The sequence below is a fragment of the Dendronalium sp. ChiSLP03b genome (assembly GCF_034531165.2).
Taxonomy (GTDB): Bacteria; Cyanobacteriota; Cyanobacteriia; order Cyanobacteriales; family Nostocaceae; genus Dendronalium; species Dendronalium minutum.
Genome location: NZ_JAVRBR020000049.1, coordinates 58,468 through 76,649 on the forward strand (window position 1 = coordinate 58,468; position 18,182 = coordinate 76,649).

At 45.6% G+C, this 18,182-nt stretch carries 12 protein-coding genes; 3 read left to right on the plus strand and 9 right to left on the minus strand.

Annotated elements, in window-relative coordinates; translation table 11 throughout:
• Positions 1-11 precede the first annotated feature (11 nt).
• The 8 genes from RMY31_RS12740 to rpsT all read right to left on the minus strand — a co-directional run bounded on the left by RMY31_RS12740 (position 12) and on the right by rpsT (position 14,466).
• Positions 12-1,496: a protein kinase domain-containing protein gene (locus RMY31_RS12740; RefSeq protein ID WP_322659457.1), complete on the minus strand. Its 1,485-nt coding sequence runs from the start codon at positions 1,494-1,496 to the stop codon at positions 12-14.
• Between the two features lie 36 nt (positions 1,497-1,532).
• On the minus strand, positions 1,533-2,078 hold the full coding sequence (locus tag RMY31_RS12745; RefSeq protein ID WP_322659459.1) for a GIY-YIG nuclease family protein: 546 nt from the start codon (positions 2,076-2,078) through the stop codon (positions 1,533-1,535).
• 77 nt (positions 2,079-2,155) lie between these two features.
• On the minus strand, positions 2,156-2,479 hold the full coding sequence (locus RMY31_RS12750; RefSeq protein ID WP_322659461.1) for a hypothetical protein: 324 nt from the start codon (positions 2,477-2,479) through the stop codon (positions 2,156-2,158).
• A 286-nt stretch (positions 2,480-2,765) separates the two neighbouring features.
• Positions 2,766-6,869 (minus strand): DNA-directed RNA polymerase subunit beta'', encoded by a 4,104-nt coding sequence (locus RMY31_RS12755; protein WP_322659463.1) that lies wholly within the window; start codon positions 6,867-6,869, stop codon positions 2,766-2,768.
• Between the two features lie 97 nt (positions 6,870-6,966).
• The gene (locus tag RMY31_RS12760) at positions 6,967-8,844 is read right to left on the minus strand and encodes a DNA-directed RNA polymerase subunit gamma (RefSeq protein WP_322659465.1); all 1,878 of its coding nucleotides are present in this window, start codon (positions 8,842-8,844) and stop codon (positions 6,967-6,969) included.
• 161 nt (positions 8,845-9,005) lie between these two features.
• Positions 9,006-12,305, minus strand: coding sequence for a DNA-directed RNA polymerase subunit beta (rpoB, locus tag RMY31_RS12765; protein WP_322659467.1), 3,300 nt, complete (start codon positions 12,303-12,305; stop codon positions 9,006-9,008).
• A 726-nt stretch (positions 12,306-13,031) separates the two neighbouring features.
• Positions 13,032-13,817, minus strand: coding sequence for a TatD family hydrolase (locus tag RMY31_RS12770; protein WP_322659469.1), 786 nt, complete (start codon positions 13,815-13,817; stop codon positions 13,032-13,034).
• Positions 13,818-14,181: 364 nt separating this feature from the next.
• A complete protein-coding gene (rpsT, locus tag RMY31_RS12775; RefSeq protein ID WP_322659471.1) occupies positions 14,182-14,466 on the minus strand; it encodes a 30S ribosomal protein S20 in 285 nt (94 codons plus the stop codon).
• A 683-nt stretch (positions 14,467-15,149) separates the two neighbouring features.
• Between rpsT and hisD the strand changes: the two genes are divergently transcribed.
• The 3 genes from hisD to RMY31_RS12790 all read left to right on the plus strand — a co-directional run bounded on the left by hisD (position 15,150) and on the right by RMY31_RS12790 (position 17,217).
• The gene (hisD, locus tag RMY31_RS12780; protein WP_322659473.1) at positions 15,150-16,451 is read left to right on the plus strand and encodes a histidinol dehydrogenase; all 1,302 of its coding nucleotides are present in this window, start codon (positions 15,150-15,152) and stop codon (positions 16,449-16,451) included.
• A 6-nt stretch (positions 16,452-16,457) separates the two neighbouring features.
• A complete protein-coding gene (locus tag RMY31_RS12785) occupies positions 16,458-16,589 on the plus strand; it encodes a hypothetical protein (RefSeq protein ID WP_409877900.1) in 132 nt (43 codons plus the stop codon).
• 202 nt (positions 16,590-16,791) lie between these two features.
• Positions 16,792-17,217 (plus strand): universal stress protein, encoded by a 426-nt coding sequence (locus RMY31_RS12790; protein ID WP_322659475.1) that lies wholly within the window; start codon positions 16,792-16,794, stop codon positions 17,215-17,217.
• 487 nt (positions 17,218-17,704) lie between these two features.
• Here the strand turns inward: RMY31_RS12790 and RMY31_RS12795 are convergent, their stop codons facing one another.
• Entirely contained in the window at positions 17,705-17,908 is a 204-nt protein-coding gene (locus RMY31_RS12795) for a hypothetical protein (RefSeq protein WP_322659477.1), read from the minus strand.
• Positions 17,909-18,182 lie beyond the last annotated feature (274 nt).

Here is an 18,182-nt window from a genome sequence, read left to right on the forward strand (position 1 = left end):
AAGTACAGCACCTATTTTTTAAAATATCTCAGTTTGTAGCGATCTTGATATTTAGCAATATAATCAACATTTTGCTGCTCTAATTTTGAAAGCAACTTAGAAGGAAATTCTTTTGATGAATATTGAGGAGTATACCAAGTTTGGTTATTAAAATACTCTTGTAAGCCAGGAGTATCAAAACGCCGACCGTGACTGGCAAAAATCCAATTTCGCATAATATCTAACGTCAAACCATCTTTACCATCCAAATCGGCATCCGTGACAGGTCTTTGGGAAAGCCAGAAATAATCATCTGGTTGTGTTGATGTAGTGGCAGGAAGTGGAGACGGTACAGTTGATTGTGCAATAGATTGGGGACTTTCTACCACTTGAGATGGAACAGTTGGCGATGGTGCTGAAGATGGGATAACCAATGGAGTCGTAATTATTGAAGGTGTAACAGTTGGCAGTGTTATTGAAGGTGTTATGTTTTCGTCTGCTACAAGTGTTTTTATAAAAAACTGACTAATAATTACAGCTCCACCGATTAACCCACTTGCAATCAAACCGCCAATGAGCAGACCATTGCGACTATTACTTTGAACGCTAGGCTGAGAATTAATTGCAATGGTTGGTGGTACAGAGACCACGGGTGGTTGCTTAATATGTGGTTGCGTGGCTGGAATTGGATTTGCTACACTCTGCAAAGCATCTAGCATTGCTCTAGCTGTAGGGTAGCGATCGCGTGGATGGTAGGCGATCGCTCTATCGAGTATTCCTGCCATGATGGGGCTGACATGACTGGCATATTGCCGCCACACTATCTCACCAGTCTGTGAGTCTATATCTAACTCTTGTGGCTGTTTTCCCGTGAGTAGATAAATAGCTGTCACACCTAAACTGTATATATCGCTAGAATAAACCGGCCTTCCCGCTGCTTGTTCGCTTGGCATATATCCAGGCGTACCAATCACAATCGAACTGGTAGGATTTCCTTGGGAATTGACTACCGTTCCCATTGATTCCCGCACCGCACCAAAATCAATTAGCACTGATTTTCCATCGCAATCGCGCACAATGATGTTGTCTGGTTTAATATCACGGTGAACAATATGCTTCGAGTGGACATACTCTAAAACTGGTAACAAATTTACCAATAATTCCCGGACAGCGCTTTCACTAAATAACCCCTGCTTGTGGAATTTAGCTGTGAGGGTGTCGCCTTCAACCCACTCCTGAACTAAGTAAAATTGCCCGCCTGATTCAAAGTAAGCATACAAGGATGGAATCTGGTCAGTTGCGCCGCCAAGTTCTTCTAAAATTGCTGCTTCCCGTTGAAACCTTTCTTGCACCAATTGATAAATTTGGGGATTGTTTTGAATTGGTCTTAGCAGTTTTACCACACAACGGCGCTTGGAGGGCATATAGCTATCTTCTGCTAGAAAGGTTTCACCAAACCCACCAGCGCCCAGTGTGCGGATAACTTGATAGCGATCGTTCAGCAGCTGTATTGTCATAGAAGGTTATCGAGAATAGCTAGCCTAATATTAAATTCACTTCAAATCCAGTAATCCTTCTTCTTTTAATTTCGGATTAAAACGAATTTGCATTTGTAAACCACGAGTTTCTAGCACTCTTAAAATTTCTGTTTCTACACGCCGTGCTACATTCTTAATGATTTTCATTTGCGCCAATTCATCATTAGCTGGATTTTGATAATTTGCCTGTTCTTCAGGATTCATTACCGTTTTAACATCTATGGGTTGCGTCCATGCTTCCTTATTATTCCCATTTCCTTCAGGGATGCTACCATTTTCGGCAATCCAAGCATTCTCAATATTTTCTAAAACTGTGCGGCTGGGGCGCTCAATCGTTTGAACTTTTACCCAATAGCATTTTTGTGGTTGACGTACTAAATGCTGTCTCAAACTGAGATAAACATCACGAGAGTATCCTACAAATTGCAGTACTTTTTCTTGGTCAAATAGAGCATAGACGCCTATTTCTCCCTGAAACTGTTCGGGTAATTGACCGCTATCATCAATATAAGCGGTATATTCTAGAGAAGCTAAATCAGGAAGATTCGTTTCAGTAGTCATATATAAATTTAAAAGTTGCTATTTGCCTTGGTAGTTGATAATCAGTAATTGGGAAAAAGTAAGTTATCCATTGACTATTACTCAATTTTTCGGAAAACTGCACAAAGGCGACTGGGTTTAAAAATCTTGGCACTGAACATAAAATTTGGCGGCACATTGATGATGATGTAATCATCAGATTCATAATATTTTTCAAACTCTGCTGGCATTCCTTTGGGAGTAGCTAAGCTGTAAGGGACTGGCTGAAAAAGTAGTTCTGTAAACTCAATTTTTTCACATTGTAACTGTTGACAAATTTGATTTAAGAAAGGTTCACTCGTTAATAATTTGAAGAGAGCTTCAAGAAGCTCAGGTTCGAGAGTGAAACTGCTATCAAAGTTGTGGACTATTTTAAGAGGCATTTTGTTTACAGATAGTGTAGGGTAAGTAGTTAGGAGTTGGGAGTTATTGTTCTTGTCGCCACATCTTCCCTGCTCCCTTATCAGATCAGCCTATGAGATTGTGTGACTTCTGTCAGCTATTGGATGAAGCTAAAAGATTAAGAATCGTGAAGGCGAGCAGACTTTGAGGATGTGTTCAAAAGCAAAAAGGCAAAAGAAAAATGTCTTTTGCCTTTTTGCTTTTACACCAGTTTGTAATTTATTGCGATAAAGAACTCAGGTTTGGAAGCCAGATATCAAGTTTGTTTTACTCTTCCTCGTAATCGTCTTCCTCATCTTCCTCGTAATCGTCTTCTTCATCATCTTCTACAAGGTCGGTGACTTCATCAGCAATCAACTCATCGTCGTCATCTAAAATTGACCTCTCGACACGTCGGTTGCCAAATCCAGTTTCTCCAAGCGAAGGAGAATCTAAATTGTAGGCACGAGCTGTACGGTCATCTAAGACCATATCCATTGGGTCATCGACTTCATCCAAGACGCTGGTACTCTCAAGCGCAGCATACTCGTCGATCGCACCAGGTTCGTCGTAAGTATTATACCCAGTACCCGCCGGAATCAGTCGCCCGATAATCACGTTTTCCTTTAATCCCCGCAGCCAATCAGATTTGCCTTCGATCGCGGCTTCGGTTAGTACCCGTGTTGTCTCTTGGAAAGATGCAGCGGAAATGAAGCTGTCGGTGTTCAACGATGCTTTGGTGATACCCAATAAGACTGGAGTATACTGTGCCCGTGCCCCGCCAGTAATTGCCATAGCTTCGTTGACCTGCTCAACTTGGCGCAACTCCACCAATTCGCCGGGAAGCATGGTAGTGTCACCACCATCATCAATCCGGACTTTATTGGTCATCTGGCGCACAATGACTTCAATGTGCTTATCGGCGATATCAATCCCCTGAGATTGATACACCAATTGCACTTCATTCACCAAGAAGGTCTGGACTTTCTGCAAGGCATGGCTGGCACAAGCATAGACTCCGTCCTCGGAACCCAAGCTAAAGAAGATTTCCAAAATTTCGTGAGGGTTAGATGGCCCATCAGTCAACGGTTCTCCCGCTACTACAGTTGCTCCATCCGGCACCATCAAGTTTTGTCCTGGTCCGAGAGGATAATCGCTAACTACACCGTTAGATTCTACGACTTTAATGGCGATCGCTTCATCCCCATCACCGTAAACAACCTTAACCTCTCCCGCACGACGTGCCAAGATACATGCTTCTTTAGGTTTACGGGCTTCTAGAAGTTCCTCAATCCGGGGCAAACCTTGAATAATGTCCCCAGTTTTGGAACGTTCAAATACCAACAACACCAAGTTATCACCGCGCTGCACCAAATCGCCGTCTTCTATCTGCAACACAGCACCGGGGCTGACTCGGTAGGGACGACCGACGCGGATAGTAATAGCATAGTTCTGAGTACTGAGAGCAGAATCACTAGCCGCAGAGGGAGCGGCAGCTTTTTTAATGTTCATTACTTGCCCAGATTCTTCAGCGAAGATTCCTGGAGCAATTTCTGCACCTTCTACCAGTAAGCTACCCACCTTCACTTTCGGCTCGGCACTAGTGTGGGTTGTAATTGTGTCACTTTGGCGTAATACCAAGCAACGACGCACCGCCTCAGTGCCTTTTTGGATGCCTCGCACAATACCCCCTTCTTTAGACAAGATTTGGGTACGCGCAACCACAGCACCAGGGGCAATTGTTTGCCCATCTTGTACCTCCAGACTTGTCTGGGTACTGCCTTGGGTGGCATCAGCGGCAATGTCCCGACGAACTACTAAGGACTCCAAAATCACTAACTGTAAGCGGAGACACTCCGGTGCTGGAGTTCCCCCCGTTGTCGGAACTGTCGTCTGTAGGTCTGGGTTTTCGGTATCGGGAATGAGTTCAATATCTGCTGCCAAAGGAGAAGCCGTATGGTCTTGTTCGCCTTCTTGCTCAATCTCCAACACCAATTGAGTTCGCAGCAGTTCCACACCTTCAACAGATTTGACGCGTTCAGAATCTTTGTAAGGCAATCGCTGTACTGCCCGCAACTGAATCGAACGTCCTGTTTGTTGACTCACAGATGTAGTAGATGGCACATCGGGATTGTTGGGGACAGCGTACTCCACTACGGGGCGACTCAACAGAGCTGGCCCTTCTGGAGACTCCACATACTGGATATAGCGTAATTCTGTGGCGACCGTGCCTTGAAATTCTTCACCTGGTTGGACAAAGGTATTATCGCGGCCAATCACTGCTTCCGGGTCATCTACCATCAGCAGTTCCCCTGGCTTAATCACCACTTCGCGCAATATGTCGTTTTTCTGGGTGACTTCTACCACGCCACTGGTTTGGCAGAAGATATCCTTCACCACCTCAGTGCCAGCTTCGACAAATTGTCCGTCTTCTACCAACAGCAAGGAAATATCTTTATTTACTTCGTGGGTTTCTTCGGGAATCCACAGCAGAGTACCTCCCTGTACCACTTCGTAACCGAGTTTGGCTTTACCTTTTTTCTGGACTTCAACGCCAGCAAATTTCAGGAATCCACCGGTGGTTGTGCGATAGTGGTCATCAATTAACTCAGCTACCACTTGACCATTTTGCACTTTCGTGCCTGGAGTAGCCCTGAGGTTAAATACTTGGTTGTTACCAGTAGAGACTAGGTAGCTATTACGCCCTTGACCACTTTGAACTGTGACTGTTGCTTGGTCTAAGACTACAGAAGCAGTGATAATCTCAATTTCTCTGGTACTCTTACCTGGGGTAGCTTCCGGCAAGCGGACTACACCACCGTGCAAAGTAGTTAACTTGGTTTCTGCCAAAACTCCATTTGAAGCGATCGCATCACCATTTTTAACGACCAACTCTGCACCAGGAGGTAAGTTATAAACTTCCCCAGATAAAATCCAAATCAAACCACCGCGTGCTGCTGTGGTTGTGGTGTTGCCTTGACGGTCTGTTTTTTGTTCGGGGACTACTTCCGCAAACTGCACTTCTCCTGCCAAGTCAGTGGCGACATCTTTCACCGCTTTTTCAGTATTGGCACGAGCTGTCCGTCCACCAAGAGCAACTTCTGCCAATAACTGACCGACTTTTACCTGCTGTCCATCAACTACATACAGTGTGGAACCTTGAGTAACATGAATTTCTTGATTGGCTGGGGTTTGGGAACCTTCTTTTTTTGGCTCCAGAATCATGATGCCGTTGGCCTCAACATACAAGGCATCTTCACCGTGACGGGTGCGATATGTTCTTGTCCGCAATTTGCGTGGCAAACGGATAGTACCATCTGTTTTGGAACGGACTTGTTGGGCTACTTCTCCAGTAAACACGCCACCTGTGTGGAATGTCCGCATGGTTAGCTGAGTTCCTGGTTCGCCGATACTTTGGGCGGCAATAATCCCCACTGCTTCGCCCAAATCTACCATTTTGGCATGGGCTAAACTCCAGCCGTAGCAGTGTTGGCAGACAGAGCGTGCAGCTTCACAAGTCAAGGGCGATCGCACAACGACTTCGGTTACCCCAGCTTTTTGAATTGCGATTGCCAAGTCATCAGAAACTGGGGTATTGCGTGGTGCAATCACTTCTTTTGTCTTTGGATGTATGACATCCTCCCCAATTACTCTGCCCATCAAGCGTGTTGCCAGAGGAATCAAGGTTTTGGCACCTTCTGTCATTGGACGTATGGGAATGCCTCTGGTGGTGCCGCAGTCGAATTCCCGAATAATCACATCCTGGGATACGTCTACCAGACGGCGGGTGAGATAACCAGAGTCTGCCGTACGTAAAGCGGTATCTACCAATCCTTTTCTGGCACCGTAAGACGAAATAATGTATTCCGTCACCGTGAGACCTTCGCGGAAGTTGGTTTTGATGGGCAGGCCAATGATTTCCCCTTGGGGATCTGCCATTAGTCCCCGCATCCCCACTAACTGACGCACCTGGGAGATATTACCCCGCGCCCCAGAAAACGCCATCATGTACACGGAATTCAGCGGATTGGTTTTTTTGAAGTGAACGACTACTTCATCTTTGAGGGCTTCACTGGTACCGTTCCACGTATCAATAACTTTCTGGAAGCGTTCCACTTCCGTGATTTCTCCTCGTTGGTAACGAGCTTCTGTAGCGCGAATTTCTTCTTCTGCTGCATCTAAGAGCGATCGCTTACTAGGTGGTACCATCAAGTCATCTACACTGATGGAAACCCCTGCTTTGGTGGCATAGCGAAATCCCAAATCTTTCAACTTGTCCGCCATCACTGCGGTACGCGCTGTCCCATAGTGCGTAAACGCCCAAGATATTAATTTTTGCAGTTGACCTTTGTTAACTACGCGATTGCGAAAAACTGTGTTTTCGTTAGTCATTAGTCTTTAGTCCTTAGTCATTGGGAATTGGGTATTAGGTGTTAGGTATTGGGTACTGGGTGCTTTTTCCCAGTCCCCAATCCCTAGTACCTAGTCCCTAACTTGCTAGTGCTTCCTGAATCGCTTTATTGTAAATAACACGACCGGGTGTTGTGCGTACATACTGAGAAATTAAATTACCCTGAGCGTCTTCTCTAACTCGGCGGTAATTGTACAGCAAAGTTCGGCTACCATCGCCGTTTTCATGTACCTCAATTGGTTCTGTATCTGGTTGGTCAGATTCTACTTCACCGTCAAATCGCACGTAGATATAGGCGTGCAGTTCAATTTCTTCTTGCTGGAAAGCCATAATTACGTCGTCTAGCGAAGCAAAGTACTTTCCAGCCCCCTTTGTAGCATGAGGATTTTCTGCTGTTAAATAATATGCTCCCAACACCATGTCCTGGCTAGGTGTAACAATCGGTTTACCTGTAGCTGGGGACAAAATATTGTTAGAAGCCAGCATTAACAATCGCGCCTCAGCCTGACTTTCCAAGGACAGAGGAACGTGTACCGCCATTTGGTCGCCGTCAAAGTCAGCGTTAAACGCTGGACACACCAAAGGATGCAGCTGAATCGCTCTTCCTTCTACCAAAATTGGCTCAAAAGCCTGAATACCCAAACGGTGCAGTGTCGGTGCCCGGTTAAGCATGACTGGGTGTCCTTCAATCACTTCTTCCAGCACATCCCAAACACTAGGGTCATTGCGCGATATCAACTTTTTCGCTGCTTTGATGTTGTTCACCATGCCGCTGCGAATCAGGCGATTGATGACAAATGGTTGAAATAGCTCAATTGCCATTTCTCTAGGCAAACCGCACTGGTGAATCTTCAGCTTTGGCCCTACCACAATTACGGAACGTCCAGAGTAGTCAACCCGTTTGCCCAACAAGTTTTGTCGGAAACGTCCTTGCTTGCCTTCAATAATGTCGGACAAAGACTTCAGTGGGCGGTTATTTGCCCCTACTACCGTGCGTCCCCGACGACCATTATCAATCAAAGCATCCACTGCTTCTTGCAGCATCCGCTTTTCGTTCCGCACAATAATTTCGGGTGCCAAAATTTCTTGCAGGCGTGCTAAACGATTATTGCGGTTAATTACCCGCCGATACAAATCATTCAAATCGCTAGTGGCAAACCGTCCACCATCCAACTGCACCATTGGGCGCAAGTCCGGCGGAATCACCGGAATTACTGCCATTACCATCCACTCTGGTTTAGAACCAGTGGCGATAAAGTTGTCAATTACCCGCAGGCGTTTAATTAGTTTTGCCCGTTTTTGCCCCTTGGCATTGCCAATTTCTTCTCGCAGAGTTTCAGCTTCTTGCTCTAAATTAATATCAGCAAGCAAGCGCAGCAGTGCTTCAGCACCGATACCTACCTCTACACCCTGCAAAGTAGAATCTTCGCTATAAATTTGGTCTTCAATTTCCAACCACTGGTCTTCACTCAGTAGCTGTTTGTAGCTTAAAGTTTCAGCATTACCCGGACTAAGGACAACATAAGAGTTGAAATAGACAATTTGTTCTACATCCCGCAAAGGCATATCTAGCAGGATGGAAATATAGCTGGGAATGCCTTTGAGATACCAAACGTGCGCGACTGGCGCAGCAAGTTTAATATATCCCATGCGGTGACGGCGCACTCGCGACTCGGTGACTTCTACACCACAGCGCTCGCAGACAATTCCTCTATGGCGCACTCTTTTATACTTACCGCAGTGGCATTCCCAATCTTTAGCAGGGCCAAAGATCCGCTCACAAAACAAACCGTCCATCTCAGGCTTGAGAGTTCGGTAATTAATTGTCTCCGGCTTGGTAACTTCACCTACTAATTGGCCATTGGGCAGGGTTCGCTCACCCCACTGCCGAATGCGTTCTGGCGATGCCAAGCCGATTTTTACGTAGTCAAACTGATTAGTTTGGGCTGGTCTCATTTCTTTATTACTAAGTGATGAGTTATGTAAATGCACGAGGTTATACACCCGTGCTAGGAGGGATATTCAATTTTGATAGAAAATGGGGGAGGTAGGTGGCTAGGGATTGGGTGTTTGGAAAACTCCTACCCAATCCCCAATCCCCAATCCCTAGTCCCTGACTATTCGTCTTCTTCCAACGATTCGCGGGAGAGAGATTCGTAGGTTGGTCGAGGAGGTGTGCGACGTGCTGCTTGGTCTGCCATCAAATCGACTTCCACATCTAAAGAACTGCCGTCTGTCTGAGTTTCTACTTTGTGTACGGCAATATCTAACCCCAATGATTGCAGTTCTCGCATCAGTACTTTAAAGGACTCTGGTGTCCCAGGTCGGGGAATTGCCTTACCTTTAACGATCGCATTTAGCGCTTCATTCCGACCTTGCATATCGTCAGATTTAACTGTCAACAATTCCTGCAAGGTGTAAGCTGCACCAAAGGCTTCCAATGCCCACACTTCCATTTCTCCAAAACGCTGGCCACCTTGTTGAGCTTTCCCACCCAATGGTTGCTGCGTTACTAAGGAGTACGGACCTGTGGAACGAGCATGAATCTTATCATCCACTAAATGCACCAGCTTCAGCATGTAAGCTACACCCACGGTAACAGGTCGGTCAAAGGGTTCACCTGTGCGACCATCAAACACCATGATTTTGCCGGGGTCATCCGGGTTATACACCCAATCTTTGCCTGTTTCGTCTCGTGCTTCTTGCAATTTGCCGTGTACAATTCTGCGGGATGACTCTTCCCCATACATTTCGTCAAAAGGAACTATCTTAAACCGCACTCCCAAAGTTTGACCGGCCCAACCTAAGAGACACTCAAATACTTGTCCGACGTTCATCCGGCTAGGTACGCCCAAGGGGTTGAGTACGATGTCCACAGGTGAACCATCAGGCAAATAAGGCATATCTTCCGCTGGCAATATCCGCGAAATAATTCCTTTATTGCCGTGTCGTCCTGCCATTTTGTCGCCCACTTGGATTTTGCGCTTCTGGGCCACATATACCCGGACTACCATATTGGCTCCCGGTGGCAGTTCATCGCCTTGTTCGCGGGTAAATAAGCGCACGTCAACTACGCGCCCTTTTTCACCGTTAGGTACTCTGAGGGAATTGTCCCGAACATCCCGTGCCTTTTCCCCGAATATGGCACGCAACAGTTTTTCTTCTGGTGGTTGGTCAGATTCACCTTTAGGTGTGACTTTTCCTACCAAGATATCTCCAGATTCTACCCAAGCCCCAATGCGGATAATTCCCTGTTCATCCAACTGGCGCAAGGCATCTTCCCCAACGTTGGGAATTTCTCTGGTAATTTCTTCTGGCCCCAGTTTGGTTTGTCTAGCCTCAATTTCATATTTTTCAATGTGAATTGAGGTGTAGATATCATCCTGCACTAATCGCTCGGAAATCAAAATCGCGTCTTCGTAGTTATAGCCTTCCCAAGGCATATAAGCGACGACAATATTTTGCCCCAATGCTAATTCTCCACCTTCGGTAGAGGAGCCATCAGCCAGTACTTGACCAGCGACAACACGTTCGCCAATGCGGACAAGGGGTTTTTGATTGAGACAGGTATCTTGGTTAGAACGTTGGTACTTGGAAAGGTAGTACTTAATTTCTGAAGCATTGGGTTTGGGACGGACGCGAATTTCTGTGGCATCCACGTAAGTCACATCACCATCGGTACGGGATACAATCACCATCCCGGAGTCCCTTGCTCCTTGTGCTTCCAAACCAGTACCTACCAAAGGACGCTCTGGTTTGAGCAGAGGTACTGCTTGCCGTTGCATGTTCGACCCCATCAATGCTCGGTTAGCATCGTCATGTTCCAAAAAGGGAATCATGCTCGTAGCAACAGACACAATTTGTACTGGGGACACAGCTACGTAGTCTACTTGTTCGGGTGTTGTGGTAGCCCAATCTTGGCGATAGCGTACTGGCACTTGCGGCCCTTTGATATAGCCATTTTCATCTAATGGCACATCACCTGTAGCGGTACGTAAATCGTCTTCTTCGTCGGCTGTCATGTACACCGGCGTTACGTCAAACCGCACCCGCCCGTTTTCGACGGGTCTAAAGGGAGTTTCTAAGAAGCCATACTGGTTCACCCTTGCATGAGTCGCCAAGGAGCCAATCAAACCAGCGTTAGGGCCTTCTGGTGTCTCAATGGGGCAAATCCGTCCGTAGTGACTTGGATGAATATCTCGCACTGCAAACCCAGCGCGTTCGCGGGTTAAACCACCAGGTCCAAGGGCGCTAAGACGGCGTTTGTGGGTCAGTTCTGCTAATGGATTGGTTTGATCCATGAACTGACTTAATTGGCTGGAACCAAAGAATTCTTTAATTGCCGCTACCAATGGTTTCGGGTTCACTAATGAGGCGGGGGTTAGCACTTCTGCGTCGGATACGGTCATTCGTTCTCGAATGATTCTCTCCAGACGGTTTAATCCTACTCGCACCTGGTTTTGCAGCAGTTCGCCGACACTTCTCACCCGACGGTTGCCTAAATGGTCAATGTCGTCTATGTTACCAATGTCATATTCGAGGTTGATCAGGTAGTCTACTGCTGCTAAGATATCGCTAGGAGTCAGGACGCGCATGGTATCGGGCACTGACAGCCGTAATTTCTTGTTGAGCTTATACCGCCCGACGCGACCTAAGTCATAACGTTTTGGATCGAAAAACCTGGAGTCTAAGAGCTGTTGTCCACCTAATACTGTAGGCGGTTCGCCAGGACGCAGTTTGCGATACAACTCCATCAGAGCTTCTTCTTCGGAAAACTGCCCTTCTTTTTCGATAGTTTTTTGAAAGTACTCTGGGTGGCGTAAAGCGTCAAAGATTTCGTTGTCTGATAGACCTAGGGCTTTGAGGAGTACCTGTGCTGAAAGTTTACGGGTTTTGTCGATGCGTACCCATACCAAATCGTTACGGTCTGTTTCAAATTTCAGCCATGCTCCCCGATTGGGAATTAAGCTAGCTGAATAAGTACGCCGACCGTTTTTGTCGATTTCTGATTTGTAGTAGACTCCAGGCGATCGCACGATTTGATTGACAATCACCCGCTCGGCTCCGTTAATAATAAACGTGCCGCGATCGGTCATCAAAGGCAAATCCCCGATAAATACCTCTTGCTCTTTGATGTCCCCTGTTTCTTTATTCAGTAGACGTGTGGGCACGTACATTTGTACGGCATAGGTACTATCTCGCCGTTTGGCTTCTTCGACGCTGTATTTCGGCTCCTTCAGTTTGTAGTTCTGACCTAAAAAGTGCAGTTCTAGTTTGCCGGTGTAATCTGTAATCGGACTAAAGGAGTTGAGTTCTTCTATCAGCCCTTCTTCCAAAAACCAGCGGAAGCTTGAACGCTGGATTTCAATCAAGTCGGGCAACAAAAAGGCGGGTTCAATATAATTTTCGCTAATCATGCCTCTACCTTTGTCAACCTGGTTAAACTTATTAGAGAACACTGAATTTGGACGGTTCCCACCGCGAGCCAGTGTCCATAGCTGTTTGGGAACTTCTCCTTATGCCGCCTGCTACTTAATAGATGCAGGCAAACGCAGCAATTTAAGCTGGAAAGAACGATTTTGACAAGGGGGGTAATCGCCCTTGATACAGACTAATCGTTGCAATCCAGCTATTAGGTTGATTCTTCAATAGCCAATGAGTAAAATATTTCTGAATTTGATTTGCTTTCCTCACTTCCCCTCCCAAAAGCGCGTGAATTAGTCTACGCAGCTCTAGACTATTTTGTCTTTAGTTCACCACTATACTCACGGTGATATCTTAAGACCAAGGTAATGAGGCGCGCTTTGTCGGCTCTGAGTTGGAATGGCTTTATTTTGCTGGATTGTTCTCACAAGACAATTACTTTTAAGAATTTTCTATAGGTTAGATACACAGCAGACAGCTTTATGCCAAAGTATAGCTCACGGTCGGTTATTGGAGTTGGTCAGGCATCGAGAGCATCCCATGTAGAGACTAGAAGGATGGTCAGGTTGATAACATTACAATATCAAGCTTAGGAGTTCTCAGTTCCTTCCTTTTTCATTATGACGCAAGCAAAATGTTTTGGAGGGAATAATCTTAGCATACTTCTGTCCTCCTAGGGTTTTATTTTTTGCATCTCCGACAACACGAACGGGTAAACTTTATAGAGCCAAACCAAATAATTCACAGGCATTTTGGGTAGTTTGATGGGCGATCGCCTCTACTGTTTCCCCACGCAACTCGGCTACTTTTTCCGCAACATGACGGACATAGGCAGGTTCGTTACGTCTTTGCCCCCGTTTGGGGACGGGAGCTAGGAAAGGACAGTCTGTTTCAATCAGCAGGCGATCGCTTCTCACCATCGCTGCTGAGGCTTGAATATCTTTAGCATTTTTGAACGTTACTGTCCCGCTAAAACTAATGTAAAAGCCTAAGTCAACGAACCATTGAGTTTCTTCTAACGTTCCTCCCCAACAATGCATGACACCCCGAAGATTTGCTCTTTTAACATCCTGCCATTTTTGTAATATTTCCCTAACTTCTTTTGCCGCATCACGGCAGTGGATAATCACTGGTAGGCGAAGTTCCGAGGCGATCGCTAATTGTGCCTCAAATACCATGTGCTGTTGCTCATAGTTATTTGCTTTGTAAAAATCTAACCCTATTTCACCAATTGCTACCACTTTCGGTTCTGAACTTGCCAAAGATTTTATTTTATCAGCTGTTTGGCTATGCCATTTTTCAGCATCTAAAGGATGCAATCCAACGGCAAAACTAAGTTCGGGAAACTGGTTTGCTATGGCTTGAATGCTAGAAAATTCTGATGGCTCAACACAGGAATGTACTAAACGCACTACACCTGCTTCTTGCCATCGCGATCGCACTGCCTCTAAATCTGGCTGGAAAATGTCAAAGTTGATATGAACGTGGGTGTCAATCAGCTGCATTTGTTAGTGAGTGAGTAATTTGTCAGTGATTATCAGCCAGTTGTCAGTAGAAAAGAATAAATCCCTGTGGGTTCGATCTTCGAGTGACGCTGCTTATGGCGCAATACAATCCAGTTAAGGCTAAAACTCTTTGTCAAAGCCAAGTTTTTAACGTTAACGCGAAGCGATAACAGAGGCTTAGATCCCAATTTTTCAACTTGGGGAGACCCCAAGTGAAGGAACTGAGACGCTACGCGAACGAAGCTTTAGCAACGAAGGAGAGTCAGCCCTGAACTCAAAACGCTTGATAAACTTGTCTAACTCAGCAGTTCCGAAAGACCATACAGGCTCACAACTGATAGCTGACAACTTACTACTAAACAGTTTAAGTAACTGGCTTGAGTTTACTAGCTAATCTCGACTTTTTCCTAGCCCCATTATTTGGATGCAGAACACCCCGCTTTACGGCTTTATCAATTTTGCTATAAGCCTCAGACAGCCGCACTTGTACTTCTTGCTTTGCTTCTGAGGTAGGATTAGCTGTATAAGTTTCTACAGCATTCAGGTATTTCTTCATCAGCGTTTTTACTGCTGATTTGTAAGCTTTGTTACGCAGTCGGTTGCGTTCTGCAATTTCGGCGCGCTTAAGAGCAGACTTTGTATTCGCCACAGTCAATTCCAATAAGACTATTAATGATGTACACACACTACTAGATTTACTAATATAACACCCATATTGCCAATGTTAGGATTTTTGAAAAAATTCGAGTTTGGGACTAGGGAAAAGGGTAAAGGTTAAACAGCTTACTTTTCCCTTTTCTCCAATCTTCAGTCCCCATTTAGTATTTGCTCAAACGAGGAAATACGTTAAAATAAAGTACTGCAATTAAATCGCAACCCTAACTATCCACTACCTGACCAAGCGGTGTGACTGCAAATGTAGTCAATGATTGTAAGCGTAAAGATGCGATATCATCGTGTATTTACATTAATTAACTACTAAAGTAGAAAAATCAGCAAAAATTATACTCAGACTCTACCCCTCCCCCTAGTTCAGGGAAAATTTGGATGTGAAAACACGCCATTTGTACCCCCCAGGGAGTGAGGGGTAGAGCATAAGGATAGTGGTAATTGGCACGCCCACTCCCTGCCGCAAGCCTTCACAGGTAAGTTGGACTGAGCAATTTAGTAGCCTTCTCAAGTAACCCAGATGCTGGCAGCCTTGGGAGTATCAAAAAAATCCAGGTTAAGCTAGAGAAGAGAATTGGGGTTGGCTTGACACCCCTTGCGGGTCAAGAGCAAGACTGAATTCTCAGGTGGGAATATTCTAAACTTTGGCATTGTCCTTACTCCATGCTGCGAATCATTACTCAGCAGGCAGACGTTAGAGCAGAACTACAACGTATCTGCGATCGCACCCATGATGAACAGGTGCTTCATAAAGAAGCGACGGTGCGGGAAGTGTTGCAAGCAGTGAAGCGCCAAGGCGACAAAGCTGTGTTGCATTATACAGCTGAATTTGACAATCAAACCTTGAAGCCAGAAGAACTGCGTGTTACAGGTTCGGAACTGGATGCAGCCTACCAACAGGTATCCAAGGATTTGCTCCAGGCAATTCAGCTAGCTTGCCGCCAAATCGAAGCTTTTCACCGTCAGCGAATCCCGAAAAGCTGGGTACACTTTGGGGATGATGATGTAGTGCTGGGCAAACGCTATACCCCTGTAGACCGAGCAGGGTTATACGTACCTGGTGGTCGCGCCGCTTATCCTAGCACGGTATTAATGAATGCAGTTCCGGCGAAGGTTGCTGGTGTACCTCGTGTCGTGATGGTGACACCGCCAAGAGTCGGCAAAGCGATTAATCCAGCAGTTTTGGTAGCAGCTCAAGAAGCTGGAGTGCAAGAAATTTATCGCGTCGGAGGGGCGCAAGCGATCGCTGCTTTAGCCTACGGTACAGAAACGATTCCCAAAGTGGATGTGATTACCGGACCAGGTAACATTTATGTCACCCTAGCGAAAAAACTTGTCTACGGTATTGTAGGCATCGATTCTTTGGCCGGACCAAGCGAAGTATTAATTATTGCCGATGAGAGCGCAAATCCCGTTCATGTTGCAACTGACTTGTTGGCACAAGCCGAACACGATCCAATGGCGGCGGCAATTTTGTTGACAACAGATACTGCTTTGGCAAAAAATGTGCAAGTAGCTGTGGAAAGACAGCTAGTAGATCACCCACGGCGAATAGACACTGAAAAAGCGATCGCTCACTACGGCTTAATTGTCCTCGTAGAATCCCTAGAAGCAGCCGCAGAACTCTCGAATGAATTTGCCCCTGAACACCTGGAGTTAGAAATCAAAGATCCTTGGGCACTAGTTCCACACATTCGCCACGCTGGGGCAATCTTTTTGGGTTACTCTACACCAGAAGCAGTAGGAGATTATTTGGCTGGTCCTAACCATACTTTGCCAACTTCTGGAGCTGCACGCTATGCTTCTGCATTAGGGGTGGAAACTTTCCTCAAACACTCCAGTATTATTCAATACTCACAAACTGCACTGCACAAGGTGGCTGGTGCAATTGATGCTCTGGCAACAGCTGAAGGCTTACCTTCCCACGCCGATTCAGTACGACGGCGAATTCAGCAGGAAGAGTGATTCGCAATGCTTAATTTTTTCCTAAACTGGGGGCAAAAGTTACTCAGTGGCTTCACACTGAAAGTTTGGACGGCAGTTGCTACCCTGCAAAAAGCTGCCTTCCGAGCGTCTACAACGGAGGAACCATTTGCGTGGTAAGCCAGAGTTCTTGGTAGTGTTAGTCATAAATTTAGGCAACTGGCACAAAGCTTACCCGAATTGAGCAACATGGCAAGATTCCGCGCGGCGCAGCTTCGACAATACAGACTAAGTGCCGATCGGCGAAATTATTGGTTTAGTAGCCAATAAAGCTTTTTAGGCATTTATGTTAAGGGGTCTACTCTTTTAGGAGGCGAGAGCAGTGCTAGAAAATATTTTGGTAGCTCTGGACGGTTCGGAAATTGCAGAACGAGTCATTCAGACTTTAGATGATTTGGTATTTTCACAAGAAACAAAACTGATTCTTTGCCATGTGTTTCCTACACCAGAGTCAGAGTTGGAATTACCTGCCGATCGCCCTCACCCAGAGTCCCCAACACTTTCTTATTTTCAGATTGAAAAATTGCTGCAATCCTATCAGGAAAAATTATCGGTAAAAAGTGAATTAGAACTGGTAACAGGCGATCCTGCGGACGAGATTATTCGCCTTGCCAATATTTACAAGGCTGACTTGATCATAATTGGCAGTCGCGGGCTGACTGGTATGAAGCGAATTGTCCAAGGTTCCGTAAGCAGTCAAGTTGTGGAAGAGGCAAATTGTTCTGTGTTAGTAGTGAAGCCTAATTAGGAGCGAGTAAAGGCAAATGAGATCGCGATTAAAGATTTAAAAAGTCTAGATGGTCATCTGGTTGGGATCGCCATTGTTCTGGAATGCCTTACAGTTTCAATTTACCTCGATCCAGCAGCACAATCCAATCTGCTCGATTAATCACTCTGGGACCATTCGTGAGAGGTTAAGGTTGGATATCATTTGTCAATAAGCAATAGTACTTAAAATATTGCGAAAATCGGGGTCGCAAACACAATTTTTGAGCAGGCGATCGCGTCATCTTGATACGCATCATTCATTGTTGCCCCAAAAGTTCAGTACAAGGGTTAACTTCATACCTCTGCTCTTTCCAAATTTTCAGCTTAATTTCTAATTGACAAAAACAAGATTATCTTAACCTCTCACCGATGCTCTGGGATGGTGGCCGATCGGGATTGTAGTTTTGGCTTGGCGATGAAACAACAGCTCGCAACCAACGAGACTATAAAGATACGCAAATCACAACTTAGACACAAGTGCAAGAAGCAGTTGTTGAATTAGCGTAGGAAGAACTAAAGCGATATCGGGAACTGGCAAACACAGGCGCGATCGCTACTCTCCAAATCAAGGAAAAAGAACAAGCTTTTAAAGCTGTTGTTGCTAGACTGCTACGTGCCAAAGCTGGACTCAATCCTAATGATGCTAATGTAGCGATCGCAACTGAACGCATTGCTCAAGAAGAAGCAAGAGGTGAATCTACCCTTGCTACTTTAAATAAAAAACTCCAAGAACTAATTCGCAGGCAAATCGAAATCCAAAATCAAATCAGTAGCGCTCAAAGGTGCTGTCAGATCCATCACCGCGCAATACGGTTCGGTTAAGCTCAAAACCAGGTAGACTGAGGGTTGTCACCCAAGTGTACTAATGTTGAATGCAACTCAAAGAATTCTTACTAATTTCACCAGTAATTGAATCAGGTACAGTACTCAAAGCTTTAGAAACAG

What these genes read in the sequence shown, in the direction of transcription:
- RMY31_RS12740 (WP_322659457.1), bottom strand. Translation starts at nt 1,496, where the DNA reads ATGACAATACAGCTGCTGAACGATCGCTATCAAGTTATCCGCACACTG.
- RMY31_RS12745 (WP_322659459.1), bottom strand. Translation starts at nt 2,078, where the DNA reads ATGACTACTGAAACGAATCTTCCTGATTTAGCTTCTCTAGAATATACC.
- RMY31_RS12750 (WP_322659461.1), bottom strand. Translation starts at nt 2,479, where the DNA reads ATGCCTCTTAAAATAGTCCACAACTTTGATAGCAGTTTCACTCTCGAA.
- RMY31_RS12755 (WP_322659463.1), bottom strand. Translation starts at nt 6,869, where the DNA reads ATGACTAACGAAAACACAGTTTTTCGCAATCGCGTAGTTAACAAAGGT.
- RMY31_RS12760 (WP_322659465.1), bottom strand. Translation starts at nt 8,844, where the DNA reads ATGAGACCAGCCCAAACTAATCAGTTTGACTACGTAAAAATCGGCTTG.
- rpoB (WP_322659467.1), bottom strand. Translation starts at nt 12,305, where the DNA reads ATGATTAGCGAAAATTATATTGAACCCGCCTTTTTGTTGCCCGACTTG.
- RMY31_RS12770 (WP_322659469.1), bottom strand. Translation starts at nt 13,817, where the DNA reads ATGCAGCTGATTGACACCCACGTTCATATCAACTTTGACATTTTCCAG.
- hisD (WP_322659473.1), top strand. Translation starts at nt 15,150, where the DNA reads ATGCTGCGAATCATTACTCAGCAGGCAGACGTTAGAGCAGAACTACAA.
- RMY31_RS12785 (WP_409877900.1), top strand. Translation starts at nt 16,458, where the DNA reads ATGCTTAATTTTTTCCTAAACTGGGGGCAAAAGTTACTCAGTGGCTTC.
- RMY31_RS12795 (WP_322659477.1), bottom strand. Translation starts at nt 17,908, where the DNA reads ATGCGTTCAGTTGCGATCGCTACATTAGCATCATTAGGATTGAGTCCA.